Origin of the sequence: Dactylosporangium sp. CA-152071, assembly GCF_050936335.1 — a bacterium.
Lineage (GTDB): Bacteria > Actinomycetota > Actinomycetes > Mycobacteriales > Micromonosporaceae > Dactylosporangium > Dactylosporangium maewongense.
Map to the genome: position 1 here is coordinate 1,706,320 of NZ_JBNJMZ010000002.1, position 26,756 is coordinate 1,733,075.

At 71.9% G+C, this 26,756-nt stretch carries 25 protein-coding genes; 6 read left to right on the top strand and 19 right to left on the bottom strand.

Features of this window, described 5'->3' with window-relative positions:
• Positions 1–99 precede the first annotated feature (99 nt).
• The 4 genes from ACQEVZ_RS47500 to ACQEVZ_RS47515 all read right to left on the bottom strand — a co-directional run bounded on the left by ACQEVZ_RS47500 (position 100) and on the right by ACQEVZ_RS47515 (position 5,067).
• Positions 100–1,128: an ABC transporter ATP-binding protein gene (locus tag ACQEVZ_RS47500; RefSeq protein ID WP_433380922.1), complete on the bottom strand. Its 1,029-nt coding sequence runs from the start codon at positions 1,126–1,128 to the stop codon at positions 100–102.
• Positions 1,125–2,102 (bottom strand): ABC transporter permease, encoded by a 978-nt coding sequence (locus ACQEVZ_RS47505; protein ID WP_354904013.1) that lies wholly within the window; start codon positions 2,100–2,102, stop codon positions 1,125–1,127. Before ACQEVZ_RS47505 ends, ACQEVZ_RS47500 begins: the two co-directional genes overlap by 4 nt.
• Before the next feature lie 75 nt (positions 2,103–2,177).
• Positions 2,178–3,932, bottom strand: coding sequence for an ABC transporter substrate-binding protein (locus tag ACQEVZ_RS47510; RefSeq protein WP_433380926.1), 1,755 nt, complete (start codon positions 3,930–3,932; stop codon positions 2,178–2,180).
• Positions 3,933–4,065: 133 nt separating this feature from the next.
• The gene (locus ACQEVZ_RS47515; RefSeq protein ID WP_433380929.1) at positions 4,066–5,067 is read right to left on the bottom strand and encodes an ABC transporter permease; all 1,002 of its coding nucleotides are present in this window, start codon (positions 5,065–5,067) and stop codon (positions 4,066–4,068) included.
• Between the two features lie 125 nt (positions 5,068–5,192).
• Here ACQEVZ_RS47515 and ACQEVZ_RS47520 point away from each other — a divergent pair, with 125 nt between their 5' ends.
• The 3 genes from ACQEVZ_RS47520 (at position 5,193) to ACQEVZ_RS47530 (ending at position 8,340) form a co-directional block, all read left to right on the top strand.
• Positions 5,193–6,155, top strand: coding sequence for a LysR substrate-binding domain-containing protein (locus tag ACQEVZ_RS47520; RefSeq protein ID WP_433380932.1), 963 nt, complete (start codon positions 5,193–5,195; stop codon positions 6,153–6,155).
• A gap of 450 nt (positions 6,156–6,605) precedes the next feature.
• Positions 6,606–7,469, top strand: a complete 864-nt coding sequence (locus ACQEVZ_RS47525) for a tripartite tricarboxylate transporter substrate binding protein (protein WP_433380935.1) — start codon at positions 6,606–6,608, stop codon at positions 7,467–7,469.
• A gap of 124 nt (positions 7,470–7,593) precedes the next feature.
• Positions 7,594–8,340 carry an ABC transporter permease gene (locus ACQEVZ_RS47530; protein ID WP_433380938.1) on the top strand — a complete coding sequence of 249 codons (747 nt, stop codon included), beginning with the start codon at positions 7,594–7,596 and terminating at the stop codon, positions 8,338–8,340.
• 247 nt (positions 8,341–8,587) lie between these two features.
• Here the strand turns inward: ACQEVZ_RS47530 and ACQEVZ_RS47535 are convergent, their stop codons facing one another.
• Both ACQEVZ_RS47535 and ACQEVZ_RS47540 read right to left on the bottom strand, forming a co-directional pair.
• The gene (locus ACQEVZ_RS47535; RefSeq protein ID WP_433380941.1) at positions 8,588–10,372 is read right to left on the bottom strand and encodes an EAL domain-containing protein; all 1,785 of its coding nucleotides are present in this window, start codon (positions 10,370–10,372) and stop codon (positions 8,588–8,590) included.
• A 243-nt stretch (positions 10,373–10,615) separates the two neighbouring features.
• Positions 10,616–11,428: an SAM-dependent methyltransferase gene (locus tag ACQEVZ_RS47540; RefSeq protein WP_433380944.1), complete on the bottom strand. Its 813-nt coding sequence runs from the start codon at positions 11,426–11,428 to the stop codon at positions 10,616–10,618.
• Between the two features lie 134 nt (positions 11,429–11,562).
• Here ACQEVZ_RS47540 and ACQEVZ_RS47545 point away from each other — a divergent pair, with 134 nt between their 5' ends.
• A complete protein-coding gene (locus ACQEVZ_RS47545; RefSeq protein ID WP_433380947.1) occupies positions 11,563–12,027 on the top strand; it encodes a hypothetical protein in 465 nt (154 codons plus the stop codon).
• The gene (locus ACQEVZ_RS47550) at positions 12,024–12,317 is read left to right on the top strand and encodes a winged helix-turn-helix domain-containing protein (RefSeq protein WP_344500431.1); all 294 of its coding nucleotides are present in this window, start codon (positions 12,024–12,026) and stop codon (positions 12,315–12,317) included. Before ACQEVZ_RS47545 ends, ACQEVZ_RS47550 begins: the two co-directional genes overlap by 4 nt.
• On the opposite strand, the gene ACQEVZ_RS47555 is transcribed toward ACQEVZ_RS47550, so the two are convergent.
• From ACQEVZ_RS47555 to ACQEVZ_RS47590, 8 genes are all read right to left on the bottom strand, one after another.
• Positions 12,295–13,548, bottom strand: a complete 1,254-nt coding sequence (locus ACQEVZ_RS47555) for a sugar efflux transporter (protein WP_433380951.1) — start codon at positions 13,546–13,548, stop codon at positions 12,295–12,297. The two genes, ACQEVZ_RS47550 and ACQEVZ_RS47555, sit on opposite strands and share 23 nt — an antisense overlap.
• A gap of 151 nt (positions 13,549–13,699) precedes the next feature.
• Complete coding sequence (locus ACQEVZ_RS47560; RefSeq protein ID WP_433380954.1) at positions 13,700–14,524, bottom strand: hypothetical protein; 825 nt, start codon at positions 14,522–14,524, stop codon at positions 13,700–13,702.
• A complete protein-coding gene (locus ACQEVZ_RS47565) occupies positions 14,517–15,347 on the bottom strand; it encodes an HpcH/HpaI aldolase/citrate lyase family protein (protein ID WP_433380957.1) in 831 nt (276 codons plus the stop codon). Before ACQEVZ_RS47565 ends, ACQEVZ_RS47560 begins: the two co-directional genes overlap by 8 nt.
• Positions 15,344–16,249 (bottom strand): hypothetical protein, encoded by a 906-nt coding sequence (locus tag ACQEVZ_RS47570; protein ID WP_433380960.1) that lies wholly within the window; start codon positions 16,247–16,249, stop codon positions 15,344–15,346. Before ACQEVZ_RS47570 ends, ACQEVZ_RS47565 begins: the two co-directional genes overlap by 4 nt.
• A 13-nt stretch (positions 16,250–16,262) precedes the next feature.
• Positions 16,263–17,042 carry an SDR family NAD(P)-dependent oxidoreductase gene (locus ACQEVZ_RS47575; protein ID WP_433380963.1) on the bottom strand — a complete coding sequence of 260 codons (780 nt, stop codon included), beginning with the start codon at positions 17,040–17,042 and terminating at the stop codon, positions 16,263–16,265.
• Complete coding sequence (locus ACQEVZ_RS47580; protein WP_344500419.1) at positions 17,042–17,689, bottom strand: cysteine hydrolase family protein; 648 nt, start codon at positions 17,687–17,689, stop codon at positions 17,042–17,044. The genes ACQEVZ_RS47575 and ACQEVZ_RS47580 overlap by 1 nt, the downstream gene beginning before the upstream one ends.
• Complete coding sequence (locus ACQEVZ_RS47585; RefSeq protein ID WP_433380967.1) at positions 17,686–19,773, bottom strand: MmgE/PrpD family protein; 2,088 nt, start codon at positions 19,771–19,773, stop codon at positions 17,686–17,688. The genes ACQEVZ_RS47580 and ACQEVZ_RS47585 overlap by 4 nt, the downstream gene beginning before the upstream one ends.
• A 101-nt stretch (positions 19,774–19,874) precedes the next feature.
• Positions 19,875–20,465, bottom strand: coding sequence for a MarR family winged helix-turn-helix transcriptional regulator (locus tag ACQEVZ_RS47590; RefSeq protein WP_344500415.1), 591 nt, complete (start codon positions 20,463–20,465; stop codon positions 19,875–19,877).
• 80 nt (positions 20,466–20,545) lie between these two features.
• On the opposite strand from ACQEVZ_RS47590, the gene ACQEVZ_RS47595 reads away from it, so the two are divergent.
• Positions 20,546–21,289: a maleate cis-trans isomerase family protein gene (locus ACQEVZ_RS47595; protein ID WP_433380972.1), complete on the top strand. Its 744-nt coding sequence runs from the start codon at positions 20,546–20,548 to the stop codon at positions 21,287–21,289.
• Positions 21,290–21,372: 83 nt separating this feature from the next.
• Here ACQEVZ_RS47595 and ACQEVZ_RS47600 read toward each other — a convergent pair whose 3' ends face one another.
• The 5 genes from ACQEVZ_RS47600 to ACQEVZ_RS47620 are packed head-to-tail and all read right to left on the bottom strand — an operon-like array spanning position 21,373 to position 26,729.
• Complete coding sequence (locus ACQEVZ_RS47600; RefSeq protein WP_344500411.1) at positions 21,373–21,843, bottom strand: hypothetical protein; 471 nt, start codon at positions 21,841–21,843, stop codon at positions 21,373–21,375.
• Complete coding sequence (locus ACQEVZ_RS47605; protein WP_433380976.1) at positions 21,840–23,297, bottom strand: aldehyde dehydrogenase family protein; 1,458 nt, start codon at positions 23,295–23,297, stop codon at positions 21,840–21,842. The genes ACQEVZ_RS47600 and ACQEVZ_RS47605 overlap by 4 nt, the downstream gene beginning before the upstream one ends.
• Positions 23,294–24,664, bottom strand: coding sequence for a UbiD family decarboxylase (locus ACQEVZ_RS47610; protein ID WP_433380979.1), 1,371 nt, complete (start codon positions 24,662–24,664; stop codon positions 23,294–23,296). Before ACQEVZ_RS47610 ends, ACQEVZ_RS47605 begins: the two co-directional genes overlap by 4 nt.
• The gene (locus ACQEVZ_RS47615; RefSeq protein WP_433380982.1) at positions 24,661–26,172 is read right to left on the bottom strand and encodes a 4-hydroxyphenylacetate 3-hydroxylase family protein; all 1,512 of its coding nucleotides are present in this window, start codon (positions 26,170–26,172) and stop codon (positions 24,661–24,663) included. The genes ACQEVZ_RS47610 and ACQEVZ_RS47615 overlap by 4 nt, the downstream gene beginning before the upstream one ends.
• A complete protein-coding gene (locus tag ACQEVZ_RS47620) occupies positions 26,169–26,729 on the bottom strand; it encodes a flavin reductase family protein (protein WP_433386109.1) in 561 nt (186 codons plus the stop codon). Before ACQEVZ_RS47620 ends, ACQEVZ_RS47615 begins: the two co-directional genes overlap by 4 nt.
• Positions 26,730–26,756 lie beyond the last annotated feature (27 nt).

The window sequence follows — 26,756 nt, forward strand, 5'->3', positions numbered from 1 at the left end:
TGACCGTGCGCCGGCCGCCGGGTCGCGCACTGAACTGTTTGACGAGGTCTCGAACCTCGAGCAACGGTACGTCGGGCACGGTGTCAACCTTTCGGGCGCTCAGATCAGACGGGGCGCGATCTCGCCGGCGAAGACCGCGGCGGGAGCGGCGAGATGGCATCGGGAACGATGGGCGCCGTCGCCGGCGCGAACGGCGAGGTCGGGCAGCACCGTGCGGCAACGGTCGCCGGCGACCCGCGCGTGGTATTCGCACCGCGCATGGAACGGGCATCCCGGCAACGGCTCCAGCGGGTCAGGCGGCGCGCCCGGGATCGGGTGCAGCCGGCCACCCGCCGGTCCGGACAGCGAGGGCAGGCTTTCCAGCAGGCCCCAGGTGTACGGATGGGTCGGGCTGCCCAGGACGCTGCGCACAGGTCCGTGCTCGACACTGCGGCCCGCGTACATGACCAGGACGTCGTCACACACATCGGTGACGACACCGAGGTCGTGGGTGATGAGGATGACCGCCGAACCGAACTCGTCGCGCAGGCCCGCGATGAGCCCGAGGATCTGCGCCTGGACGGTGACGTCCAGCGCCGTGGTCGGTTCATCGGCGATGAGGAGCTTCGGGTCGTTGACCAGCGCCATCGCGATCATGACCCGCTGGCACATGCCACCAGAGAACTCGTGAGGAAAGTCGCCGGCGCGCCGGGCCGGGTTGGCGATCCCGACCCGGCCGAGCATGTCGACGGCGTGCGCGCGGGCGGCCCGCCGGGTCGTGCGGTGGTGCAGCCGGTAGGCCTCGGCGATCTGGTAGCCGACCGTGAGGTACGGATGGAGGCTGGCTCGCGGATCCTGAAAGATCATCGCGGCGGTGTTGCCGCGATGGTGGCGCAGCTGCTCTTCCGGCATGCCGATGAACTCGCGACCGCCGATCCTGACTGAGCCGGTGATGACGCTGCGCCGCCGGTCATGCAGCCCGAGCAGGGCCAGGCTGGAGGCGCTCTTGCCGGAGCCGGACTCGCCCACGATGGCCAGTGTGCGGCCGAGCTCCACGTCGTAACTGAGGCCTTGGACGGCGCGGACCATGCTGCCGGCGACCGGGAACCGCACGGTCAGGTCCCGCACTTGAACGAACGGATCAGTCATGCCAGCCGCACCCTCGGGTCGAGCACCGTGTACAGCAGGTCGACCAGGAGGTTCATGGCGACCAGCACCACGGCGCCGACCAGGACACCGCCCATGAGCACGGGCAGGTCGAACTGATTGAAGGCGCGCAGCGTGAGCACGCCGAGCCCGGGCAGGCCGAAGATGCTCTCGGTGAAGATCGCACCGGTCAGCTGCAGCGCCAGATCCAGGCCGAAGATCGTGGCGACCGGCGTCAGCGCGGCTCGCAGGCCGTGCCGGTAGACGACCCGGCGCGGCGAGGCGCCCTTGGCCCGGGCGGTACGCAGGTAGTCCTCGCTGAGAATGTCGACCATCGCGGCGCGGGAGTAGCGGGTGTACGCGGCGGCGTTGGCGAGCCCGAGCGTGAGCCACGCGGCGCTGAGCCCGCCGGCCCAGGCGAGCGGATCGTCCAGCAGCGCGTGGTAGGCCGAGCGCGGCAGTGCGGTCGCGTACAGGGCGACGATCAACGCGACCACGAAGTAGGGCACCGAACTCACCGTGAGGGTGACTCCGACGGTGGCGCGATCGATGAATGTGCCGCGCCGGCGCGCGGCATACGTCCCGGCGAGCACGCCGACGCTCAGGTACACGACGGCCGCACCGACGACGATCGACAGCGTCACGGGCACGGCCTGGGCGAGCAGGGTCGTCACGGGCTGCCCGAGCGTGTACGAATAGCCCAGACACGGCGCCGAGCAGTGCACGACGGTACCGCCGATCATGAAATCCCGGCCGGCGGCGATGCCCGCGACGTAGTCACGGAACTGCACCGCGACCGGTCTGTCGAGACTGAGACTGTGCGTGATCTCGGCGACCCGCTGCGGCGTGCAGCGGTTTCCGCAGATCGCGGCGGCCGGGTCGGTTGGCGCGACGAAGAACAGGGCGAAGCTCACCACGAGGGTGGCCACGATGACACAGACGGCGCTGACGAGCCGTTTGAGGATGTACAACAGCACGGTGTCCTGCCTGGGTGGCTGCCAGGCCCGGCCCGACGAGTTGAACGCCTGACCGGGCCCGGGATCGGGTGGCGGTCAGCCCTTGAGGAACATGCTCTTGTAGTTCGGCATGCCCATGGTGGAGTCGACGAGCGCACCGCCGATGTTGGTGCCGATCACGACGGCGACCTTGAAGTAGTACCGCGGGAGCACGACGTAGCGGCTCATGATCTCCCGGTCCAGGTCTGCCCACTTGCCGACCGCTTCGTCCGGCGGGAGCGCGGCGATCGCGTTGATCCGGGCGTCGAGGTCCTTGTCGGTGAGCATGCCGAGGCTCTGGCCGTCGGCGATGCTGTGCGTCTGGAACAGCACCGGGAACCAGCTGCTGCCGGAGGGCCAGTCGGAGCACCAGCCGGACGGCGAGGCGCCGAGGTTCGTCGGGGCGTTGTAGTCGCCGACCTTGCCGCGCAGCTCGGCGGTGGAGACACCGATCGGCTTGGCGGTGAACCCAGCCGCGGTCAGCGCGTCGGACAGGATCTGCGTGGTCTGCTGGGTCAGCGGCTTGGTGTTGTCGTAGTACCAGCTCACCTCGAAGTTGAGCTTGCCGGCGTCGGTGAGCATCTTCTTCGCCGCGGCGGGGTCGCCGGCGCCCTTGCCGGACAGGCCCGGCAGCGGTTGGTAGGCACGGTAGCCGGGGACGCTCGGCGGCATGATGGTGCTGGATGCCTGCTGACCGTAGTCGTTGAACCCGGAGGCCTTCCACAGTTGGTCGTACGGGTAGGCGACGGCGATCGCCTTGCGGACCTCGAGCGGGATCTTGCGCGAGTCCAGCTGGGTCATCTGGTGGCAGGGGCTGGCGCCCCGCAGCAGCTGGCCGGCCTTTGCACCGGTCAGCTGAGGCACCAGCGAGGCGTCGATGTTCTGATAGTTCAGCGCGTCGGCGTCGGCGCCGTTGCTGTTGAGCACCTGCTGTTGCGTCTTGACGTCCTGCTCGCCGAACTTGAAGTCCCAGCCGTCGACGTACTGGTGCCGGGCCGGGTCGGTGTTCGCGTCCCAGTTCGGGTTGCGCTTGAGCTTGAGCTGCGCCCCGGGGGTGTAGCTGTCGAACTCGTACGGCCCGGTCGCCATCGGCTTGTTCTTGTAGTCCTGGCGGGTGTCCTTCGCCTTGGGAATCGGCGTGAACAGCGGGTAGCTCATGTAGAACGGCAGGTCCGGGAACGGCTGCGCGAGATGGATGACGAGCGTGCCCGGGTCGGGGGTCTCGACGCCGGCGTACGTGTCGCCGCTGGTGTACGGGCCCTTGTACGCACCGGGCTTCGCCGGGTCGCCGTCCTTGAAGTAGGTCATGTGGTACGTCGGCCCGTTGGGGTACACGTCGTGCGCGAAGGATCGCTTGATGGCGTACGCGAGGTCCTCGACCTTGACCTCGCTGCCGTCGGCGTACTTGATTCCGCGCTGGAACCGGAACGTCCAGGTGAGCTTGTCGGCCGACACGGTGCCGAGATCGGTGAGATCGGAGACGAGCACCGCGTCGCCGTTCGGGCGGATGTCGAACTGGGTGGGGGTACGGAAGACCAGCTTGTCGATCTCGTTGGCGTCGACGTAGTACGTGTCGGTCGGGTCGAAGGTGTTGGGTGTCGGCTGGGAGTACACGGTGATCGTGCCGCCCTTGCGAGCCCCCGGGGCATCCTTCGCGGGTCCCTTGGCGTCGCGGTCCATGATGACCTTGTCGGTGGCGATGGTCGACCTGCCGTCGTCCGCGGAGGTCCGCTTCGACGACGGGCTGCCGCAACCGGTGGCCGCGGCGGCCATCACGGCGGCCACCACCACGACCGATCTGACGTGCTTCATGCAATGCCTCGATTTCTGCAGGATGTGTGCGGCCAGCGGTGCGCCTGCGGGTTCTGCGGGATGTATGCGATCAGCGGTGCGCCTGCCGGTTCTGCGTGCGGTCAGCGGTGCGCATTCGGGGTTCTGCGTGCGGTCAGCGGTGCGTCTTCGGGTCGAAGGCGTCCCGGACGGCGTCGCCGAGCAGGCTCAGGGTGAGCACGAGCGTGGTGATGCCGAGCACGGGCAGCCAGAGGTACAGCGGATCGGCGCGGTAGTAGTTCTGGGCCGCCGCGACGGTGACGCCCCACGACGGCGTCGGCTCGGTGAGCCCGACCCCGAGAAAGGTCAGACCGGCCTCCGCGACGATGTAGCCGGGCAGCGAGAGCGACGCCGACACCACGACCGGCGCCACGAGATTGGGCAGCAGCTCCCGCAACAGCACAGTGCGGGTCGGCAGGCCGAGGACCGCCGCGGCGGCGACGAAGTCGAGCTCGCGCAACGACAGCACCTGCCCGCGCACCAGCCGCGCAAGCCCGGCCCAGCCGAAGAACGACAACACGACGATCAGGGAGATGAAGCGAACCCTGGCCACCTGTTGTGGCGGCGCCTCCGCGCCACCGGTCACGGACAGCAGCACCGCCGGGGTGGCGATGGCGAAGAGAAGGTACGGCAGGCTCAGCACAAGATCGATGAGCCAGGACACGATCCGGTCCAGCCAGCCGCCGACGAAGCCGGCGAGCATGCCCGCGATCAGACCGACAACCGTGGCCACGAGCGTTGCCGCCCCGGCGACCAGCAGCGAGGGCCGGGCGCCGTAAACCCAACGGGCGAACAGGTCCCGGCCCAGACGGGGTTCGACGCCGAACCAGTGCTCGGCGCTCGGCCCGACGGTCGGGAAGCCGTAGTCATCGATGAGGTCCTGATGCAGCGCGGTGGGACTCTGGCCTTCCAACGCCGCCAGCACCGGCGCGAAGACGGCGACGGCCACGAACAGCACGACGATCCCGACGCATACCATCGCGACACGGTCGCGACGGAGCCGGCCGAGTGCCATCCGGGTGGGTGACCGGCCCGCCGCCGCGGTGGTGGCGGTGCTGGGCCGGTCGGTTGGTGGACCGGGGTGCGGTCCTTCGGCGGCCACGACGATCGGGTCCATTCGCGGCGCCCTTTACGGTCGAGGGTGGAGGCGGGTTTGTGTGCCGGGGTGTCCGGTGTGGTGCGTGTCGGAGTCTCACAGTGGTTGTCGGTACGGGGTCATCGTCGGCGGCATAATGTTTCGCTATGGGCATTGACGTGCGACACCTGCGCGCGATCTGCGTCATCGCCGAGGCGGGTAGTGTGACCGCCGCGGCGGCGCAGCTGAATCTGTCCCAACCGGCGTTGACCGCGCAGTTGCACCGGATCGAGGAGTTGCTCGGTGGGGTGCTGTTCGTGCGGAGCCGTGCGGGCGTGGAGCCGACCGAACTCGGCCGGCGGGTCCTGAGCCGGGCCCGGGTGGTGCTGAACGAGGTCGACGCGTTCGTCGACGACTTCCGTGAGCCGCTCCGGGCGCCGGGGTTCGTCCGGTTCGGCACGGTGCATCTGGCGTGTGCCGCGAGCCTGGTCGACCGGGTCAAGGAGGCGTTTCCGGACACCGAGGTCGCGTTGCGGATCGAGCCGTCGTCGCGGCTGCTCGTGGATGCTGTCACGCATGGGCAGCTCGACGCCGCCCTGATCGGGATCATGGAGGGGTTCGACATTCCGCTCGGTGGGATGTTGGCCAACCGGACCCTGATCCCCCGGTATCCGATCTTCATCGCGTTGTCCGCGTCCCACCGTCTCGCCGGGCAGGACAGCGTCGATCTGGCCGATCTGCGTGACGAGCGGTGGGTCGGGCCGCCGGGTCCGGACGACGGCTCGCTCACGTCGCTGCGGCGGGCGTGCCGGGCGGCCGGGTTCGAGCCCGACATCCGCTACGACGCTCCCAGCGGCGCCGGCCAGCCCCTGGTGCGCTCCGGCAACGGCGTCCGGCTGGTCGACCCCACCTGGCCCCAGCCGCCCGGCACCGCCGTCCTACCCCTGCGCGGCGAACCGCAGATCGCCCGTCTCCTCGTCATCTGGCGCCGCGACGCGTTCAGCCACACCGAATGCGAACAGCTCTACCGCGCGGTCACCCACGCGTTCCTCGATCACGTGCCGAACAACCCGGCCTTCGAGCGCTGGTGGAAGGCCAACCCCCAGACACACCCGATCCTGCAGCAGTAGGACGCACCCATCTGAGCCCTCGGCGAGTTGCTCGGCTCGCCTCGCCCACGCCCGTCCTGGTCAATTCGACCGACTGGGCGACCTCGGTGACGGCTTCGGCGACCCGGCGCCCCACGTCGGGGGTCTGATCGTGCGCAGGTGCAGCACGTCAACCCATAGCCAAACATTATGCCGCCGGTGATGACCTCACACCCGCGACCACGGTGAGACTCCGATGCGCGTCGGAACGCCCCGCGCGCGACCCGCGCACGGCAGTCCGCCTCCACCCCGACCGCACGTTGCGCCATTGCTGTACCTGGAAGGAATCAGTTGGGCGAGCGGAGATGGCTCCGGGTCGCGACAGCCACGGTCCTGGCACTTGTCCCTGTGATCACGTCGGCGTGTGACGCAAGCGTCGGCGACGGCACCTCCGGCGCTGTCCGCCGGCCGGTCGACGGGTTGAGGATTCTGGTGCCGAACAGCCCGGGCAGCGGCTACGACACCACGGCACGCACGGCGGCGAAAGTCATGCAGGACGCCGGTCTGGCACGGGACGTCACGGTCTTCAACGTCGCCGGCGCCGGCGGCACGACAGGGCTGCGGCGCGTCGTCAACGACGGGAGCGACGAGAACCTGCTCATGCAGATGGGGCTCGGCGTCGTCGGCGCCATCCACACCAACAGGTCACAGGTGACCCTGATGGACACCCTGCCTGTTGCGCGACTCATCGAAGAGATGGAAGCGGTGGTGGTGCCGAAGGATTCGCCGTACGACACCCTGCAGGATCTCGTGACGGCCTGGAAGGCGGATCCCGCAGGGGTTCCCGTCGGTGGCGCGTCGGCGTCGGGCGGGCCGGACCACTTGATGCCCATGCTGCTGGCGCAGGCGGTCGGCGTGGCGCCGAAGAGCGTCAAGTTCGTCAGCTTCGGCGGCGGCGCTGAACTCCTGGCCGCGGTGCTCGGCAACAAGGTCGCCTTCGCGGCCACCGGCATCGGTGAGGTTGCCGAGCAGGCCAAGGTCGGTGAGGTGAAGATCCTCGCGGTGACCGGGGCGCACCGGGCCGGGGGCCTTGATGCACCGACGCTCAAGGAACTGGGCGTGGACCTGGTCTTCGCGAACTGGCGAGGACTCGTTGCCACGTCCGGTCTGACCGCCGTGCAGCGGCAACGGCTGGTCGACCTCGTGACGAACATGCACAACTCGCCGGAGTGGAAGGTCGCGCTGGCCACGAAGGGCTGGACCGATGCCTTCATCGCCGGCGACGAGTTCGCCGCGTTCGTGGCGAGCGAGAACGACCGTGTCGCCAAGGTGCTGCGAGAACTGGGACTCGGATGAGCGCTGAGGGAGTGCCTTCATGAACATCAGCATGCGGACGGCGCGCCGACGACCGACCATCGCGCCCGGAAGCGTGGCGGCGGCCAGGGCAAACCTTGTCCGGCAGGCGCGACGTCGTCGCGTCGTGAATCGATCAGCACAACTCGCCGCCTTGACCATGGCGATCGCCGCCTGGCAGCTGGCCGGGATGTACTGGCTCGACTCCTACCTCTACAGCACACCTGCTGCGGTCTGGCAGCGCCTGGTGGAGTGGTTCACCGTCGGCACGCCGATCGGCTCCGTCTGGAAGCAGATCTTGACGTCCCTATTGGAGTCCGCCGTCGGCTTCGGCGTGGGTGCGATCGCCGGGGTCTCGTGCGGCGTCCTGGTCGGCGCCAGTCGCACGCTCTCGGACTTCTTCGGCCCGTTGATCAGGGCCGCCAACGTCGTTCCCAGCATCGTCCTGGTCACCCTGCTGTTCATCTGGTTCGAGCTCGGCACGTCCTCGAAGGTCGCGACCGTCATCGCCATGGTCTTCTTCGCGACGTTCTTCGCCACGTTCAGTGGCATCCGCGACGTCGACGCGCGAATGCTCCAGGAAGCCGAGCTGTTCGGGGTGGGCGCCGTCGCCCGGATCACGACGGTGATCGTGCCGCTCGTCGCCACACGCATCGTTGCCGGGCTGCGCTCGGCCGCCGAACTCGCCTGGATCGGGGCGGTCATGGCGGAGTTCATCGGCGGCCGGCAGGGGCTGGGACTGCTGGTTCGCTACGGGGAGGCGACGTTCGACGCGACCGGCGTCCTCGCCGGGATGATCGTGATCACCGTGATCGCGGTCGCCGGCAAGGTTCTCCTGACTAGCATCGAGCGGTGGCTCCGCGGGGCACACTGAGCGCCCCGGGACGCTCGGCACCGCGGCCTCCTCGTGCCTCCCGGCGGCCAGCCACATCTCGGCGATCAGTCCGTAGTGGTGGGCGATGCCCCACTGTGGGCGGTTGAGCAGGCCGGCGACGAGGAGCTGTTCGACCTCGGCCGGTCATGAAGGGCACCGCGACCGCTACGCGCCGACAAGGGGCGTCACGCCGCACCGCTCAGCGGATCCGGAGGTGCGGCGGGCGGGGTCGGTGGGTGTCGTGGCGTCACCTTGGTGTGGGCGGCGGCCGGTTGCTCGGGTTGAAGAGCTGGTCGGCCGCTGTACCCGTCATGGGGTGTGCGAGGTAGCCGCCGCGGGCGGTGTCGCAACCGACGTCGTTGAGGGCCTCGAGCTGGTCGCGGTGGTCGACGTCGATGGCGGTGACGGTGCGGTCGAGGTCGTGGAACATCGCGATGAGCCAGGCGAGCGTCGTCGTGCTCGACAGGTACGTCGGCAGGTAGGCGTCGATGCCATCGAGGAGACGCGGGTCGAGGATGACGGTGCTGACCGGGGACTCGGCGAGGTGGGCGGGGCCGCCGGTGTTGTTGACGGCGACGTGGATGCCGGTGCGGGCCAGTCCGTCGAGCGTGAAGGCGATCTCGTCGCTGAGGTCGTGCAGCGCCTCCTGGGCGATGGCGAGCTGGAGCCGGCCGGGTGGCAGGCCGCTGGCGTCCAGGGCCGCGGTGACGGTGGTGAGGATGGTTGGGTCACGGAGCTGGGTGATGGTGCAGTCGACGCTGAGCATCGGCGGCTCCGGGGTGCTCTGCCAGGTCGCGGCCCGGGCGCAGGCGTCGCGCAGCAGCCGGGCGGCGAGCGGGATCAGGACTCCGACGCGTTCGGCGAGGTCGAGGAACTCGCCGGCGGCCACCGGCCCGAACACGGGATGGGTCCAGCGTGGTATGGCGTGCATGCCGACGATGGTGTTGTCGCGCAGCCGGATGATCGGCTGGTAGGCGAGGGTGAGCTCGCCACGTCCCACGGCGCCGGGCAGTGCGTGGGTGAGCTGGTGGCGCCGGACGTCGAGCGCTTCCCGGGCCGGCGCGAACAGCGTCCATGACGTCGCCGGGTTGTCGTGCCTCGCCCAGGTCAACGCCATCGCCGCGGCGCGGAGCAGGTCGCCGGGGCTGCTCTGGGCGGCGGGGCGCTCCACGATGCCTGCCATGGCGGTGACGGACAGGTCGTGCCCGTCGATCCGGCACGGGTGCCGCAGCAGCGGCAGTGCGGCGTCCGCGGCCTTGATGGCGTCGTCCGGGCCGGTGGTGTCCTCGACCGCCAGGGCGAAGGTGTCGGCGCCGAGGTGGGCGAGGTAGTAGTCGCGCCCGGTGGCCAGGCCGTGCAGCCGGTGCGCGGTGAGCCGCAGCAGCTGGTCCGCCGTGGTGGTGCCGAACGTGTCGTTGATGGCGCCGAACCGCTGGATGTTGAGCAGGCACACACCGATCCGCGCGGTCGGTTTCCCGGCGATGACGACCTCGAGGTAGGCGGTGAACGCCGCCCGGTTCGGCAGACCGGTCAGCGGGTCGTGCAGCAACGCGTGCCGGACCTGCTGCTGCAGGTGCTGCTGGTGGGTGCGCCACGCCACGCGTTCGTCGCGGCCGACGTCCTCCGCCGCGCGGCGGACCACGTCCTGCAGCGTGGTGGCGAATCCGAGCGTCAGCTGTTCGATCAGCACGGTGAGCCGGTCCGCAGCGTCCTGTCCGGTGATCCGGAGGTCGGTCAGGAGCCGCAGCCGCAGGACACGCGCGCTCGCCGCCATGATCTGCGGGTCGGACATGCCGCTGTCGACGAGATCGCGGCCGACCCGGAACCCGGCCTGCGGGTCGGCCGCGGGGCCGGTCACCGCGGTGAGCATCTGACGGGTCAGGGTCTGGAGCACGTGGAGGCGGCGGGCCCGCCCACCGGGCACGAAGTTCGTCCTGGGCAGGCTCCGCTCCCAGACGGCCGCGAACTGCGTGACCTCGCCGGCGGGCTCCCGCAGCGGGTCGGCTTGAGGGCGTGGTTGAGTGCCGGTCACAGCTCGCGACTTCTCCCGCCCGAACGCGGGCGTAACCTCGGTCGAGGGTCGCCGGCATCGCGCGTCGCCGACGATGGGCAACGCCTCGTGCAGGGCCTGGTCTTCGCGGGTACCGCCCTCGGCTGCCGCATGCACCTGCCCTTGCCATTCGTGGCGGACGGGAGTCCTCTGGATGCACAGTGTGAACCGCGGCCGGGGTCGCGTACCACCCCGTCCACCCGAACGGGTGAACGACCTCTGGACCTAACCGGTGCTGAGCTTGCGGGCCACCCCGCCGAACGCCGACCGCTGTGCGGGATCGTCCGCGTCCTCCGGGTCCGGGTGCCAGTCGCTGATCGGGACCAGGCCGGGGTCCAGCACCTGCCACCCGGCGAGCAGGCCGACCACTTCGGCGGGGGTACGCACGTGCAGTGACGTCGGCGTGCGCTGGTAGAGCCGTCGCACGTTCTCCTGCCCGGCGGCGTCTTCCGCCGGTACTGAATGCGAGATGGCGACGTAGCTGCCCGCCACGGTGGCGTCGGCGAACTCCCGCAGGATCCGCGCGGGGTCGTCCGGGCCGCCGATGAAGTGCAGCACCGCGACCATCAGCACGCCGATGGGCCTGGAGAGGTCGAGCAGGTCGGTCACCGTGGGGTGCCCGAGGATGTCCTGCGGCCGCCGTACATCGCCCTGGACGGCGGTGGCGTACCGGTTGCCGGCCAGGAGCCGCTGGCTGTGCGCGACAGCGACCGGGTCGATGTCGACATACACGATCCTCGCGTCCGCGGCCGCGTACTGCGCCACCTCGTGAACGTTGCCCAGCGTCGGGATGCCCGAGCCGATGTCCAGGAACTGCCGGATCCCGTTGCCGGCCAGCCACCGCACCGCCCGGCCCAGAAACGCGCGGTTGTCGTGCGCCAGTTGGATGACGCCCGGCCAGGCGCGCTCGGCGTCCTCGGCGAACCGCCGGTCGACCTCGAAGTTGTGGAACCCGCCGAGCGCATAGTCGTAGACCCGCGCCGCGTTCGGCGTGGTGATGTCGACACCATCAGGCACCCACTCCGGCAACACCGCCAACCCCCTCTGCAGCCACCACGTCCATCCATCAGCGTGACACACAGGTCACCTTCAGTGGTGTATCCCGGCCGTGGCGACTCGAGGAGCCGGCATCAAACTTTCCAAACTGGAAAGTACTGGCTATAGTTTCCAACATGGAAAGTATTGAGGCACGCAACCAGTTGCTCCTCGCGGAGCGCGCCGCGGCGGCGCCCTACGTCCAGTACCCGCCGACCCCGTGGTGGTATGCCCCGGTCATCGGCGCGTGGACCGCCGCGTTCATCGGATGCTTCACCTGGTGGCGGGACAACGGCGCACTGTTCGCCGCCTCGCTCGCGATCCTGCTCTCGGCCGAGGTGTTGTTCCTGGTCTGGATGCGCCGGCGGCACGGGGCGCTCCCGATGCCCGGCCACGGCAAGCCGCCCGTGGAGATCGCCGCGGTGTGGCGCGGCTACTTCGCCGGCCTCGTGGTCATCGTGGCGCTGGTCGCGCCGGCCTGGTGGTTCGTCGGCGTGCCGGCGGCCGCGGCGGTCGCCTTCGTGCTCGTCACCGCCGGTCTCGTCATCTACGAGCGCAAGTACGCCGTCGCCGCGGGCAGAGTCCGGGACCGGCTGGCGTGATCGGCGACCTCGACCCGGTCATCCACGTCCCCAAGCGGCTCGCGGCGATGGCGATCCTGGCCAACGCACCGTCGGTGTCGTTCCGGTTCCTCAAGGAACAGCTGCAACTCACCGACTCCGACCTGTCCAAGCAGATGTCGGCACTGGAAGCCGCCGAGTACGTCAAGTCCGCCAAGGACGGCCACGGCCGCGGCGCGAGCACGACATTCTCGATGACCCGCACGGGCCGCAAGGCCTACACGGCACACTGCGCGGCACTCCGGGCGCTCATCGATCCCGGTCTGGCTTGACCCCGAGCCCCGGGGCGCTCCCTACATCGTGCAGGACGACCAAGAGTTCGTCACGTGACGGCTGCCGGGCGCTGATGAGCAGCAGGCAGCCCGCGGCGCTGATCAGCCCGCACAGCAGCAGCGCCGCCCGGTAGCCGAGAGCCTGCGCGGTCGCACCCGCGACAAGGCCGGAGACCAGCGAAGCGGTGATGAACGCGTTGCCGAACAGCGCGGTCGCGCGGCCGGTGGCCTCGGGCATCAGGTCCTGCATGTACGTGATACCCAGCGCGTTGACCGCGGCGATGGCCAAGCCCCGGACCACCTGGGCGACGAGCAGCAGCGGCAGGCTGGAGCCGGCCGAAACGAGCACGAAGTACACGACGAACAGCAGCATGCCCAGCAGGATCACCCGCTGCCGACGTACCCGGGCCGGCAGCAGGATCAGGCTCAGCGCCGCCGGTATCTCCGCCAGCGCGCCCGTGCTGGCCAGCAACCCCACGTCCTGGTCGGTCCGGGCCAGGGTGCGCGTGACGTACAGCGGCAGCGCGACCGAGCCGGCGCACATCGCGGTGTTGAACAGCATGAAACTGGCCGCCACCAGCAGCACCGGCCGCCGCAACCGGGACGGCGCCCGCGACTGCGGCGCGGTCCGGGGTGTGACCGGCGCCGGGCCCAGCAGCAGCAGCGGCGCCGCGATCAGCGCGAACGCCAGGGATGTCAGCAGCAGCAGGCCGCTGTATCCCCGCCACGCCAGCGCCGCTGACCCGAGGATCGGGCCGATGGCCCAGGCCAACGAGAACACCGACCGCAGCGCCAGCGTTCCGCGTCCCGACGCGTCACCGGACGCCCGGTCCAGGTGGGTACGCGCCAGCGCGAACACCTGCGAGAAGCCCGCCAGGCCGGCGCCGAGCAGGCCCGCCCCGATGACCAGCAGCAGGGCGTAGCTGGTGGTCGTGCTCAGCGCGAGGTACCCGACGGCCGGCGCCAGCACGGCGACCAACGCCGGCCACCGGCCGGCACCGCGGTCGAACCGGCGACCGAGCCAGGACGTCACGAGCAGTCCGCTGACGGCGATGACGGAGAGGAATACACCAACCTGCAGCGGAGACAGGCGCGCCCGGTCCGCACCGAACAACACCAGATACGGCCCGATCATTGAGTCGGCAATGCCCAGCAGCAGGACGCAGACCAGCAGGTGCGGCAGCTTCGTCCCGAGCACACGCCCCGCGTCGAAGCCCATCTGCATCCACATCCCTGGATCGCGACGGCAGCACCACCCACCACAGTTTCATCGATGATGCTCCATGCAGTATCGGGCTCGCCGAGGACCGTACCAGGCTCACTACCGTCACCGTCACCCCTGACGCACGCTCCGCAGTCCAGGCGTGTCCTCGCGACGAAACTTACGCGCTGACGCCCGGGGATCCGCCGGCGACGCGGGCGGTCACGTGGACGCCGTCCACCGTGGACAGTGACAGTTCGTCGGTGCCGGTGATGCGCGCCTCCTGGCCGCAGAACAGGGGCCGCATGTTGCGGTGGGTCACCTCGGTCACCGGGGCGGCGTCGCGCAGGCGGACGGTTTCCAGCAGGGCCAGGGTCATCAGCGGTCCGTGCACGACGAGGCCCGGGTAGCTTTCCACGCCCATGGCGTAGGCCAGGTCGTAGTGGATGCGGTGGCCGTTGGCGGTCGCGGCGCTGAACCGCATGAGCCGGACCGGGTCCGTGCGCAGCACCCACTCCCCCGGTCGGTCGGCCGGTGACAGCAGCGCGTCGACCGAGGACGCCTCCGGCAGTACGGGTGCCGCTGAGGCCGGGGGTGAGGCCGGGCGGTACACGATGTCCTGGGTCTCGACCACGGCCAGCACTCCGTCCGCACGGGTGAGGCGGGTCTGCACCGTGGACAGGACGAAGTCGCCCTGCCGGCCGGACTTCGGGGTGGTGGAGAGGACCTCGACGGTGCGGTCGACCGTCGAGCCGACGGTGAGCTCGGCGAGCAGGCGCACGGTGCCGCCGGCGAACATGCGGCGCGGGAACCCGGGCGGGTGCGGCGGCGTCACGTGGCGCGGGTGGCCGTCGGGTCCGGTCTCCCCGGCCGGCGGCCACGTCGGCAGCGCGGCCCAGTGCCACAGCGGCGGCAGCGGGTCGCCGGGGCCGGGCGCGGGCAGCCCGGTGTCGAACAGCGCGGCCAGCGCCTGCACCGGGCCGGCCTGCAGCAGTACCTCAGTCACCGGCTTCTCCTCGCTCCAGCACGCGGCGGGCCCGTTCCACGACCGGGCGGTCGACCATTCGGCCGTCGACGGTCACGACCGCCCCTCCGGCGGCCGCCGCGGCGACGATCCGGGTCGCCCAGGCCGTCTCGTCCGCCGACGGGCGGAACGCGGCACGGACGAGGGGGACCTGCCGCGGGTGGATGCACAGTTTGCCGGTGAAGCCGAGGCCGCGGGCGTAGGTGACGTCGTCGGCGAGCAGCGCGTCGTCGGACAGGTCGGTGGTGACGCCGTCGATCGGGCCCGGCAGGCCCGCCGCCGCGCTCGCCAGGACCAGCGTGTGCCGGCAGGTGGCCAGCGCCGACCGGTCGGCGGGATCGACGCCGAGCTGGGCGGCGAGGTCGAGGTGGCCGAACGCCAGCCGGGCGACGCCGGGGACGCGGGCGATGCGGGCCGCGTCGAGCACCCCGGCCGCCGTCTCCACGAGCGCGATCACGGCGGGTGTACCGCCCAGCCGGCCGGTCAGGGCCTCGATCGCCGACGGGTCCTCGGCCTTCGGCAGCATGACGGCGGCGTCCACGGTGGACAGCGCGGCGACGTCGTCCGCGTGCCACTCGGTGCCGATGGCATTGATCCGCACCGCGGCCGGGTTGCCGGCGGCCAGCCAGGCGAGCGCCGCCGACCGGGCCGTGGCCTTGTCCTGGGGTGCGACCGCGTCCTCGAGGTCGATGACGACGGGGGCGCCGGTGCCGGCCGCGCGGTCGAAGCGCTCAGGGCGGCCGCCGGGCACGAACAGCACACCCGTGGCTCGGGCGATCCGGTCGGCGATGGCGGCACCGGTCATGCGGTCACCGGCCGGCGCCCGGGCAGCGACGGCGACGCCGCCGGCACCTGGGCGGTGAACCAGTCGGCCACGGTGCCCGGGTCGGCGAAGGTCACCGACGGGTCGGCGGCGAGCTCCTCGACGACCTCGAAGAACCCGCCGACGCGGTGCGGCACGCCCAGCAGGTGCGGGTGCATCGGCAGCGCCAGGACCCGGGCGCTGCCCTCGGCCCGGGCCTCGGCCTTGAGGACCGCGACGGTGTCCCGGACCCGTCGCACGTACTCCGGCATCGGCTGGTGCTCGACCGCGACGACCACGCTGTCGTTGAGCTCCAGGTTGTACGGCAGGGCCAGCAGCGGCGGCGTGGTGCTCATCCACAGTGGATGGTCCGCGACCGCCCAGTCGAGCACGTAGTCCACGCCGAGCTCGGCCAGCACCTGCGGGGTGTGGACGGTCTCGGCCAGGCCGGGGCCCATCCAGCCGCGCGGGCGCCGGCCGGTGCTCGCGGTGAGCAGGTCCAGCGACTCCCGGATCGCGGCGCGTTCGTCGGGGGCGCCGGTCACCGCCTCCTGGCGCACGCCGTGGGCGACGAACTCCCAGCCGGTGTCCAGCAGCAGCTCGAACACGGCCGGGTAGTCGGTGTGGATGGCCGCGTTGACGCTCAGCCCGACCGGCAGGCCACGGCCGGCGAAGCCGTCCACGAGCCGCTCGATGCCGGCGCGCAGGCCGTAATCCACCCAGCTGTAGTTCGGCACATCGGGCACGTTGTCGCGACCGTGCGGGGCGGTGAGCAGCTTGCGTGGCATCGGCCGGTCGAAGGGCCACGACTCCACGTTGAGGATCGGCATGAGCACCAGGTCGGCGGCGTCCGGGCCGGTGAGCCGGGGCAGCTGGGCCGGCAGCTGGTGCGGTATCCACGTCATCGCGACTGTGCTCCTATCGGGTCTGGCCGCCGTCGACGGTGATGCTGGTGGCCACGATGTGCGCCGCCCGCGGCGACAGCAGGTAGGCGGCGGCCGCGGCGACGTCGGCGGGCTCGGCCGGATGCCCGGCGGGGATCTGCGCGTCGAGGGTCGCCGCGGCGGTGGCCTCGTCGACACCGGCGGTCGCCGCGCGGTGGGCCAGCAGCGCCGTGTACCGGCCGGTGCGGGTCGGGCCGGGGTGCAGCCCGGCGACGCCGATGCCGCGCGGCGCGAAGAAGCGGCCGGCGCTGGCGACGAGGCCGTCGAGGGCGGCGTTGACGGCGGTCGAGGTGACCATGCCGGGCGGCGCGTCGCGGGCCGCGTTGCCGGCGACGAGCACGATGCGCCCGCCGTCGCCGTCGCGCATCAGTGCCGCCGCCGCGCGCATCACCCGTACCGACCCCAGGAACTTGGTGGTGAACGCCGCCTGCCAGGCGGTGTCGTCGATCTCGTCGAACGTGCCGATCGGGGTCGATCCGACGCAGGCGAGCAGCCCCCACAGCGGCGCGTGCCGGGCCGCGGCGGCCGACAGCGCGGCCACGCCGTCGGTCGTGGTCAGGTCGGCGGCGACGACGGTGACCTCGGGCGCGCCGGCCTCGCGGGCCTGCGCGGCCAGCGCCTCGAGGCGGCCGGGGTCGCGGGAGGCCAGGAGGAGCCGGGCGCCCTCGGCGGCCAGCTGCAGGGCGGCGGCCCGGCCGATGCCGGCCCCCGCGCCGGTGACGGCGACGAGACGGCCGGCGAGCTGCAGGTCCATCAGGCGTCCCTCCAGAGCGCGGTGAGGTCATCGGTGGTGCAGACGGTGGCGTAGCGGTGCCGGGCCGTTTCCAGCGTGGCCTCGTGCAGCGGCACCGACCAGGAGCCGCAGGCGTCCTCGGGCAGCACGACGTAGTAGTCGGCGCTGAACGCCTCGCGGGCGGTCGCCTCGACGCACACGTTGGTGGAGACGCCGGCGCAGATCACGGTGCGCGTCCCGGCGGAGCGCAGCAGCAGGTCCAGGTTGGTGCCGGCGAAGGCGCTGTAGCGGTACTTCTGCACGACCACGTCGTCGCCCTCGGGGGTGAGCTCGTCGATGATGCGCTGCCCCCAGCTGCCCTGCACGCACAGGTCGGTGACGGAGAACGTGGCCCGGGACCGCGCGTCGAGCCACGGTCCGGAGTCGCTGGCGTGCTCGGGCAGCGTGGTGTGCTGCGCGTGCACCACGAGCAGCCCGGCCGCCCGCGCCGCGGTCAGCAGCCGGCGCATCGCCGGGATCACCCGCCGGCCGTGCTCGAGGGACCGGCCGCCGCGGGTGGCGGTCTTGCCGCGCGGGTCGAGGAAGTCGTTGCACATGTCGACGAGGACGAGGGCGGTGTGCGCCGGCTGCACCTTCTGCGCGAGGGTGCCGAGGATCTGCGGTGTCATGCCCGGACCAGCTCACGCAGGTCGCCGCCGGGGGCGTCGACGTTCATCGCGGCCCGCCAGCGGCGCGCGGCGCCGTCGTCGCCGAGCACCGGCACCGTCAGCAGCCGGAACTTGGCCTCCAGCTGGGCGTCGGTCATCGGTGCGGCGACGCTGCCGGTGGCGTGCTGGACGGTGAACGTGTGGGTGACGCCGCCCGGCAGCCACACCTGGACCCGGCACGCGTCCTTCGGCATCGCCGGGTCGGTGACCGCCTCGACCTTGCGCCGCAGCCCGACCACCTGCGGGTCCGTCGCCCGCGTGTCGGTGTACTGCGCCGGTCCGGCCCCGCCGTCGAGCATCCCGACGGCGAAGCAGTGGTACACCGAGAACTTGCTCTGCAGCCCGTCCACGGGCTCGCGCACGCCCATCACCTCCAGCACGACCGGCCGGACCGTCGCCACGACCCGTTCGATGTCCGCGGCCGGCAGCCCGGCGTCCCGCGCCGCGATCGCCGCGTCGATCACCGGATGGGAGACGATGCCGCAGCTGTACGGCTTGAAGGCGTTCTCCTCGACCTCCCAGCCGTCCCCGAGGCGCTCCAGCGCGGCGTCCGGGTCGTAGGCGGGTGCGAGCGCGGCGGCGAGACCGGTGGGCGCGCCGAACGGGTCGGCGGCGCCGGTCAGCCCGGCGCGGGCCAGCAGCGCCGCCTGCAGCCCGTCCGCGGCTGACCGGCCGACATGCAACGCCTTCGTCATCGAGCCGAGCTGCTCGGTGACACCGGCGGCGAGCGAGCCGGCGATCGCCAGGGCGTGCCGGGTCTGCTCGGCGTCCAGCCGCAGCACCCGGGCGGCGGCAGCGGCCGCGCCGACGTGCCCGGCGGTCCCGGTCACGTGCCAGCCGCGGTCGAAGTGCCCGGGCCCGAGCGCGATGCCGACCCGGCTGCCGACCTCGATCCCGGCCACCACGCCGGCGAGCACGTCGCGGCCGTCGGCGCCGACGAGGGCCGCGGCGGCGAGGGCGGCGCCGACGACCGGGGCGCCGGGGTGCAGCACGGTGCGCAGGTGCGTGTCGTCGAAGTCCTCGACGTGCATGGCGTACCCCATGAGCAGCGCCGCCGCGTATCCGGACACGGTCGCGCCGCGCCCGGCTACGGGCACGTCGCCGCGCAGCCCGAGGTCGCGGAGGGTCTCGGCGACTCCCAGCACGGCGGGGTGGGCGGCGGCGTCGACGGCGAGGCCGACGACGTTGGCCAGGGCCCGGCGTCCGGCGTGGCGGGCGCTCTCGGGCACGGCGTCGAGATCGAGACCGCTGGAGAAGGCGGCCAGCCGCGCCGCGAGATCCGGTCCGGCGGGCACCGGTCGGGCGGGCACCGGCGTCGCCTGCTCCTGGGGTTCCAGGACGGTCCAGACCGTGCCGAAGCCCTCCAGGAGGGTGGCCGCGGCGGTGCGGTCGCCGTAGGCGAACAGCAGACCGCGCGGCCCTTCGAGGGCGGTCGGTGACGCCGTGACGCCGTGGCCGGCCAGTGCGGCGGCGAGCACGCCCGCGGCGGCGGCGAACCCCGGCGTCAGGTCGCCCAGCGGCGTCCCGTCGTGCACCCGGTGGCCGCCGGTGAGGCTGGCCGCGATGCACAGGGCCGTGGTCAGCCGGTCCTGCGTGGCGCCGCCGGCGAGGCAGGCGGTCACGGCCGCCCCTAGCACGCCGACGCTGCCCGCCGGGTCCCAGACGGCCGCGTGACGGGGGCCGAGCGCGGTGGCGAGCCGCACGGCCAGTTCGGCGCCGATGAGCACGGCCACGGCGGGGTCACGGCCGGCGGCGGGTTCGGGGACGGCGGTGGCCGCGGCCGCGCACACGCGCCACGCCCATGCCGGCCCCGCGGGCCCGTCCTGGCGGTGCCGGTGCTCGGGCAGGGCCCCGGCCAGGAAGGCGGTGGTAAGCGGGTCGGTGGTGTCCGGGCCGTACGGCGTCTGTGCGGCGATGCGGTGCAGCGCCGGCGCGGGCGGTGCGCCGGCCGCTGCGAGGGCCGCCTTCGCGGCGGCCAGTGTGGACGCGTCGACCGGCGCGGCGCAGGTGCGCAACACGCGGTCGGCGAACGATGATGCGAGCACGCCCCACCCCTAACACTCAACTACAGTGCTTAAGCGAGGTTAACTACTTAGGGACGGCAAGTCCAGGACGGGTCGGTCACAGCGCCACCCGGGCAGGCGCGTCAGGCCGGCGTCGCCGCCTTGGCGGTGCGGCCGGGCTTCGCCGCGGCCTCGTCGGCCGACGCGAGCTGCAGGCTGGCCCGCAGACTCTCCCCCACGGGCGATCCGGCCTTGATCCCCACGAAGAACGCGAGCACCACCAGTGCCGCCTGGCGCTGGTCGTCGGTGAGCTGGCGGTGGAACAGCGCCGCGTGCGCCTGGACCTGCTCGTTGATCTCGGCCAGCACCGGGCCGACCTCGGCGGTGGCGACCACGCGGGTCATCCGCTTGTCCTGGTCGGTGCGCTGCCGCTCGACCAGCCCGCGCCGCTCCAGGTCGCGGACCAGGCGTGAGGCGAACGCCGGGACCACGTCGAGGCGCTCCGCCAGCTGGCTGACCGTCAGCGGCTCGTCCATCACGCCGAAGATCTGGATCAGCGCCTGATGCGCCAGCGGGTCGAACCCGTGGTCGCGGGCGGCGTCGTCGACGATGCGGATCACCTTGCGGATCACGTAGCGGGCGGTGGCGACGGCCTGCACGTACGTCTTCTGATCGGTGACCTTGTCCTGGCCGTTCTGCACCCAGGCAGCCAGCGCGATCTCGGTCTCGTTCACGTGCGTCCCCTTCACCGTGCCCGGTTGAGCCTCAAGTATCACACTAGGAATAAGTACCCAGGATCATTATGCTGATGGCCATGGTACCTCCGGCAGCCATCCGCAATAAATGGGGCGTCATCATTCCGTCGACGAACATCATGGTCGAGCATGACCTTGCCATGCTCTGCCCGTCCGGCGTGACCTTCCACGCCGGGCGCGCATACATCAGTAAACCGTCGATGGCTTCCGACGCCGACGCCAAGGCCCTGCTCGACCAGATGGACGCGTCGTTCGACGTGGCCCTGCGCGACGTGCTGACCCTGACCCCCGACCGCATCGTCATCGCCATGTCGGCCGAGGTGATGCGGCGCGGCGTGCGGGGCGGCGCCGAGTTCGTCGACGCCGTCGCCCAGAAGGCCGGCCTGCCCGTCACCACCGGCCCGGCCGCGGTCATCGCCGCGCTGCAGCGCATCGGCGCGACCCGCATCGCCGTGCTGACCCCGTACCAGCCCGAGTCGGACCGGCTGACCAGCCAGTACATGCGGGAATGCGGCTTCGACGTCGTCCACGTCGAGGGTCTGCGCCGCACCTCCGCCACCGACATCGCCGAGACCACCCCCGGTCAGGTCATCGCCGGACTGCGCGCCCTGGCGGCGCACCGCCCCGACGCGCTGGTCGTGGTCGGCACCAACCTGAGCGCGGTGAAGCTGGCCGCCGAGGCCGAGCACTGGCTGGGCCTGCCCACGGTCGCCATGAACGCCGCCACGGTCTGGCACGCGCTGCGCGAGTCGGGCATCACCGACCGCCGCGCCGACGCCGGCTTCCTCCTCCGCGACTTCTGACGGCCACCCAAACGCCGGCCACCCCGAACGGCGGCGGCGGCACCGGGACGCACCCGGTGCCGCCGCTGCTCTCTGGCGTCTGGTCAGCGCAGCGCGGTGAACGTCCAGCGGCGGGAGCTGGCGTACCAGGGCAGCGCCGCCACCTCCGCCCGCTTGGGGGCGCGGCCGGCAGCGGCACGCTCAGGACCGTCGAGCACCTGCAGGTCGGCCAGCTCGTGCAGCACGAAACAGTTGCGCTCCCCCGCCGGGACGTCCGGCGCGAGCAGGCGGCGGACGCGCAGCCACGACGGAGCGGCCAGCAGCAGCGGGGTGTGCTCCGTGTCGTACCAGTCGTCGAACTGGGCCAGCCCCGACGGCGGTACCGCGAAACTCACCATCAACAGGAAGGCACCGGGGGCGGAGGCCGGACCGGAGTCGGCGCGCACCTCGCACAGCGGGCCGCCGTCGACGGGGTCGTGCGGGACCAGGGCCAGGCCGTCGGCCGGGTCGTCGACGGAGATCCAGCGTTCGACCAGTGGCAGCGTCCCGACCGGGCCGCGCAGCAGTGTGATCACCAGCGTGTCCTCATGTTGACCGCCTTCACCTCGGCGTACGTGCGCAGCTCGTCCAGGGTCTCCTCGCGGCCCAGGCCGCTGTCCTTGACACCGCCGAACGGCTGCCCCCAGTAGTGCCGGCTCACGTCGTTGACCCAGACGTAGCCGGTGTGCAGGCCGCGGACCACCCGCATCGCCTGCTGCAGGTCGTTGGTCCACACCGCGCCGGTGAGCCCGTAGTCGACCGCGTTGGCCTGGGCCAGCACGGTGTCCACCGCGGACCAGCGCAGGACGGAGACGACCGGGCCGAAGATCTCCTCACGGGCGATGCGCATGTGCGGCTCGACCCGGTCGAACAGCACCGGCGGCTGGAAGAACCCGCCGGACAGACCGGGGTCCGCGCCCGTGGCGACGATCCGGGCGCCCTCGCCGCGACCGGCGGCGACGTAACCGGCCACCCGGTCTCGGTGGGCGGCGGAGACGAGCGGCCCCATGGCGGTACCGTCGACATAGGCCACACCCGGCACGAACCGGGCGATGCGCTGCTCCACGGCGGCGACCACGGCGTCGTGGACGTCCTCATGGACGAAGACCCGCGACGTGGAGCCGCACGACTGCCCGGCGCAGCTGTCGAGGTTCATGCCGGCCACGACCGCGTCGGCGACGGCCTCCACCGGCGCGTCCGGGAACACGATCATCGCGTTCTTGCCGCCGAGCTCCAGCGACACGTGCTTGACCGCGCTCGCCGCCGCGGCCCGCTGGATCGCCAGCCCCGTGGCGACGCTGCCGGTGAAGCCGATCCGCCGGATCAGCGGGTGGCCGACCAGCGCGGCGCCGGCCTCGGCACCGCCGGTGACGACGGTGAACACGCCCGGCGGCAGCACCTCCTGGGCGATCTCGGCCAGCCGTAGCGCCGACAGCGGGGTCTGCTCGGCCGGCTTGAGCACCACGGAGTTGCCCATCACCAGCGGCGGCAGCATCGCCTTGATCGCGAAGTACGCCGGGTGGTTGTAGGCAACGATGCGGGCCACCACGCCGAACGGCTCGTACTCGGTGAAGTGCAGGTCCCGCGGGTCGATCGGGATCGTGGCGCCGCCGGTCATCCCGGCCACGGCGGGCCAGGTGACGAACTGGTGCAGGCAGCGCTCGACGTCGGACAGCATCGCCGGGAACGGGTTGCCACCATCCAGCGCGTCGAGCATCGCCAGCTCGTGCCGGTGCTCGCGGACGGCCGCGCCGAGCGCCTCCAGCAGCCGGCGGCGGCCCGGCACGCCGAGGTCGCGCCAGGCGGGCTGGGCGGCCGCGGCGGCCCGCACGGCGCGGTCGACGGTGGCCGCGTCGGCGACCGGCACGTCGGCCAGCGGCGCACCGGTCGACGGGTCGACCGTCGGCGCGTGGCGCAGGCCGGCGACCGCCTCCCCGGCGACCAGGATGCGCGGGGCGATCCGGTCCCGGACGTCCTGCGGATCGATCATGAGGCACCTGCATCGGGAAACAGCTCGGACCAGCGGGCGCGGACCTGGTCGCGGACGCCGGCCGGCACGTCGACGAGGACCGAGCGCTCCGGGTCGGCACCCAGCGGACGGGTCGCGTCGATGCCGAGCTTGGAGATGGTCCGGCCGACGGACATCGGGTCGACCGGGTTGGACTTCATGCCGGGCACCACCAGCAGGTCCTCGTGGGCCCGCATGCGGGTGGCGACCGCCCACTCGACCTGCCGGGGGTCGGCCGGGTCGATGTCGTCGTCGACGACGGTGACGTGCTTGATGAGGTCCTGGGTGCTGAACGCGGCCAGCATCGCCAGGCGGGCCTCACCCGGGTTGCGCTGCTCGATCGCGATGACCGCGTGGAAGCGGCAGCTGCCGGCCTCGGTGAGCACCACGCGGCGGGTGCTCGGCACGACCGCGCGGACCGCCCGCAGCAGCGTCGCCTCCCGCGCGACGGCACCGGTGACGAGGTGCTCGGGGTGGTTGCCGCCGACGATCATCGTCAGCCACGGGTCACGCCGGTGGGTGACCGCGGTGACCCGCAGCACCGGGTTGTCGCGCATCGGCGCGTACAGGCCGGGGAACTCGCCGAACGGGCCTTCCGGGGCGCGGTCACCCGGGTGCAGCAGCGCCTCGATCACGATCTCGGCCTCGGCCGGGACGAGGACGTCGACGGTGCGGCCGCGGACCATCCGCAGCGGCTCGCCGAACAGCGCCCCGGCGGCGTGCGCCTCGTCGAACGGCACCAGCAGCTGCGAGGCGGCGACGACGGCCGGGTGGCAGCCGAGCGCGACCGCCACCGGCATCGGCTCGCCACGCGCCCACCACTCCTGCAGGAACTGCCAGGAGTGGGTGGGGGCGAAGTTGACGCCGAGCCGGTCCGGGCCCTGCACCTGGAGCCGGGCGATGGCGAGGTTCTGCCGGCCGCCACCGGGCGGGGCGCACAGCAGCACGCCGGCGGAGAGGTACCGGCCGCCGTCGCGCTCGCTGATCGCCGGGATCGGCAGCAGCCCGGTCAGGTCGATGCCGTCGGTGACGACGACCTCCTGGCAGGGCGCGTCGTCGACGACCGCCGGCGGGACCGGCGTGTCGAGGGCGGCGGCGAGCACCTCGCCGAGCCGCTCGTCGTCCACGCCGAGCACGCAGGCGAGCTTGTCGCGGGTGTTGAGCAGGTTGCCGACCAGCGGGACCCGGTAGCCGGGCACGTCGTCGAAGCGGACCGCCGGGCCGTGCGCCAGCTCCCACAGCACGGCCGCGGCCTCGTACTCCCAGCTGACCGGCTCGGCGACGACGACGGCCTTGCCGTGCCGCCGCAGCGTCTCGAACGCGCCCCGCAGGTCCTGCCCCAAGGTCACCCCCGCACCGGGTCGAGCGCGTCGCCGGCCGGCGGGAGCGCGGTGTCGCGCAGCCCGCTCAGGTCGTAGCTGTCCAGCATCGTGTCGACGAGCCGGCGGCCCGCGCCGAAGTCGTAGGCGTCGTACATGCGCATCTTCACCACGAACGGAGCTCCCGCGTAGAACATCTCGTACTGGTGGTGGCGGCTGGCGAACTCCGAGCCGACCATGTCCCACACCAGCTTGAGCAGTTTGACGCGCTCCGTGGCGGGATATCCCGGGGATTGCACGAACCGGTTCACGTCGGCGGCGATCGCCGGGTTGGCGAAGTCGTTGGCCGAGGACGGCAGCTGGATCAGCCCGCCGCCGCACAGGTCGCGGATCATCACCAGCAGCTTGGCGTACAGGTCGGGCTGCAGCGCCATGTTGGCGAAGCACTCGGCGCGGCCGGGCCAGGCCACGCCGTGCTCGTCGACGGTCGCGTGCTGCTCCTGGGCGAGAACCAGCCCGGTGACGGTGGCGACCTGCGCGGCCATCTCACCCAGCGCGCCCTTGACCGGCGGCAGGTTGACCGAGCCGTTCATCTCCGCGACCCGGTGGGCGAGACCGATCAGGAACTCCAGCTTGGTCCAGAACCGGATCTGGGCCTGGTTGTTGCCCAGCAGGTGCCCGGCGGTGGCGAACCACTGGCGCTTGACGACGTCGAGGTTGCGGTAGGCGAACACGTTCTCCCACGGCACGAACACGTCGTCGTAGACGAGCAGCGAGTCGGTCTCGTCGAAGCGGGCGCTGACCGGGTAGTCGAACAGGCTGGAGGAGGCCGCGGCGTAGGAACGGCGGGCGTAGATCTTCACGCCGGGCGCGCCGACCGGGACCATCGCGGCGAGCGCGTACGCCTCGTCGCCGGGCTGCAGCGGCGCGATGTTGCTCAGGTAGACGTAGTCGGAGATGGCGGTGCCGGTGCCGAGCATCTGCGCGCCGCGCACCACGATGCCGCCGTCGCGCTCGGCCACCACGCCCGCGTAGAGGTGCGGGTCGGCCTGCTGGTGCGCGGGCTTCGAGCGGTCGATCTGCGGCGGGAGGATGGTGTACGTCATGTACAGGTCCTCGTCGCGGGCCTTGGCGTGGAACGCCTCGACGTTGCGGGCGAAGTGCTCGCCGCCGGCGGCGAAGACGTGCGAGTGACCGGCGAACCCCGCCAGGAACCCGGCGACGTGCTCCGGGCCGCGGCCCATCAGCCCGAAGGTCTGCTCCGCCATCGCCTTGAGCGCGATCCGGCGGCGGGTCAGGTCCGCCGGCGAGCGCGGGATGAGGTGGGCGAGGCTGACCGCCTCGCCGGTGGCCGGCGAGGCGAACGTGAGCTGGTCGCGGTTGGCCTTGTCGTCGACGGTGTCGTAGAGCGCGGCGACGGAGCGCACGGCACCCTTGAACGCCGGGTGCCGGGTGATGTCACCGACGAGCTCGCCGTCGATGAAGACCTGGCGGCCGTCGCGCAGCCCCTCGAGGTACTGGTCGCCGCTACGGGTCATCGGACGCTCCCGTTGCTGGTGAGCGGTGCGGTGAATGGCATGCGCGTCGTCTCCTGTAGCGGGTGCAGTGCCTGGTATCCGCGCTGGTAGTGCACCAGCGGGCCGGGATCGGGAGCCGGGCCCAGCCCGATGCCGCGCACCCGTCCCACGATGACGTGGTGGGTGCCGGCCGGGAAGTGCCGGTAGGTTTCGCAGTCCACGAAGGCGAGCGAGCCGGCCACCGCCGGCGCCGTCCATTGTGGAGCATCGATGAGCCAGTCCGGCGGGAGCACCTTTGACCCCCCGGGGCGTGAGCAGTGCTCCGCGATCGGCCCGGCGTCGACGCCGAGCAGGTTGACCCCGAAGTAGCCCGAGCGCAGCACCCGCTCGTAGGTCCGGGTGGCGCCGTGCACGCAGATGAGCACCAGGGGCGGCTCGCTGGACACCGAGCTGAACGCGGTGGCCGTCATGCCGACCGGCGCACCGTCGGCGTCGTGGACCGTGATGAGGGTGACCCCCGACGCGTAACGGCACATCGCTTCCTTGAAACTGTCCGGCGTCAAGCCGGCCGGTGTCATCGTCACAGCGACTCCCGTATTCTAGGT

Bases quoted from the DNA above. Each gene is read 5' to 3' on its own strand.
- ACQEVZ_RS47500 (WP_433380922.1), bottom strand. From the start codon at position 1,128: ATGACTGATCCGTTCGTTCAAGTGCGGGACCTGACCGTGCGGTTCCCG.
- ACQEVZ_RS47510 (WP_433380926.1), bottom strand. From the start codon at position 3,932: ATGAAGCACGTCAGATCGGTCGTGGTGGTGGCCGCCGTGATGGCCGCC.
- ACQEVZ_RS47515 (WP_433380929.1), bottom strand. From the start codon at position 5,067: ATGGACCCGATCGTCGTGGCCGCCGAAGGACCGCACCCCGGTCCACCA.
- ACQEVZ_RS47520 (WP_433380932.1), top strand. From the start codon at position 5,193: ATGGGCATTGACGTGCGACACCTGCGCGCGATCTGCGTCATCGCCGAG.
- ACQEVZ_RS47545 (WP_433380947.1), top strand. From the start codon at position 11,563: ATGGAAAGTATTGAGGCACGCAACCAGTTGCTCCTCGCGGAGCGCGCC.
- ACQEVZ_RS47555 (WP_433380951.1), bottom strand. From the start codon at position 13,548: ATGTGGATGCAGATGGGCTTCGACGCGGGGCGTGTGCTCGGGACGAAG.
- ACQEVZ_RS47565 (WP_433380957.1), bottom strand. From the start codon at position 15,347: ATGACCGGTGCCGCCATCGCCGACCGGATCGCCCGAGCCACGGGTGTG.
- ACQEVZ_RS47570 (WP_433380960.1), bottom strand. From the start codon at position 16,249: ATGACGTGGATACCGCACCAGCTGCCGGCCCAGCTGCCCCGGCTCACC.
- ACQEVZ_RS47575 (WP_433380963.1), bottom strand. From the start codon at position 17,042: ATGGACCTGCAGCTCGCCGGCCGTCTCGTCGCCGTCACCGGCGCGGGG.
- ACQEVZ_RS47580 (WP_344500419.1), bottom strand. From the start codon at position 17,689: ATGACACCGCAGATCCTCGGCACCCTCGCGCAGAAGGTGCAGCCGGCG.
- ACQEVZ_RS47595 (WP_433380972.1), top strand. From the start codon at position 20,546: ATGGTACCTCCGGCAGCCATCCGCAATAAATGGGGCGTCATCATTCCG.
- ACQEVZ_RS47605 (WP_433380976.1), bottom strand. From the start codon at position 23,297: ATGATCGATCCGCAGGACGTCCGGGACCGGATCGCCCCGCGCATCCTG.
- ACQEVZ_RS47615 (WP_433380982.1), bottom strand. From the start codon at position 26,172: ATGACCCGTAGCGGCGACCAGTACCTCGAGGGGCTGCGCGACGGCCGC.
- ACQEVZ_RS47620 (WP_433386109.1), bottom strand. From the start codon at position 26,729: ATGACACCGGCCGGCTTGACGCCGGACAGTTTCAAGGAAGCGATGTGC.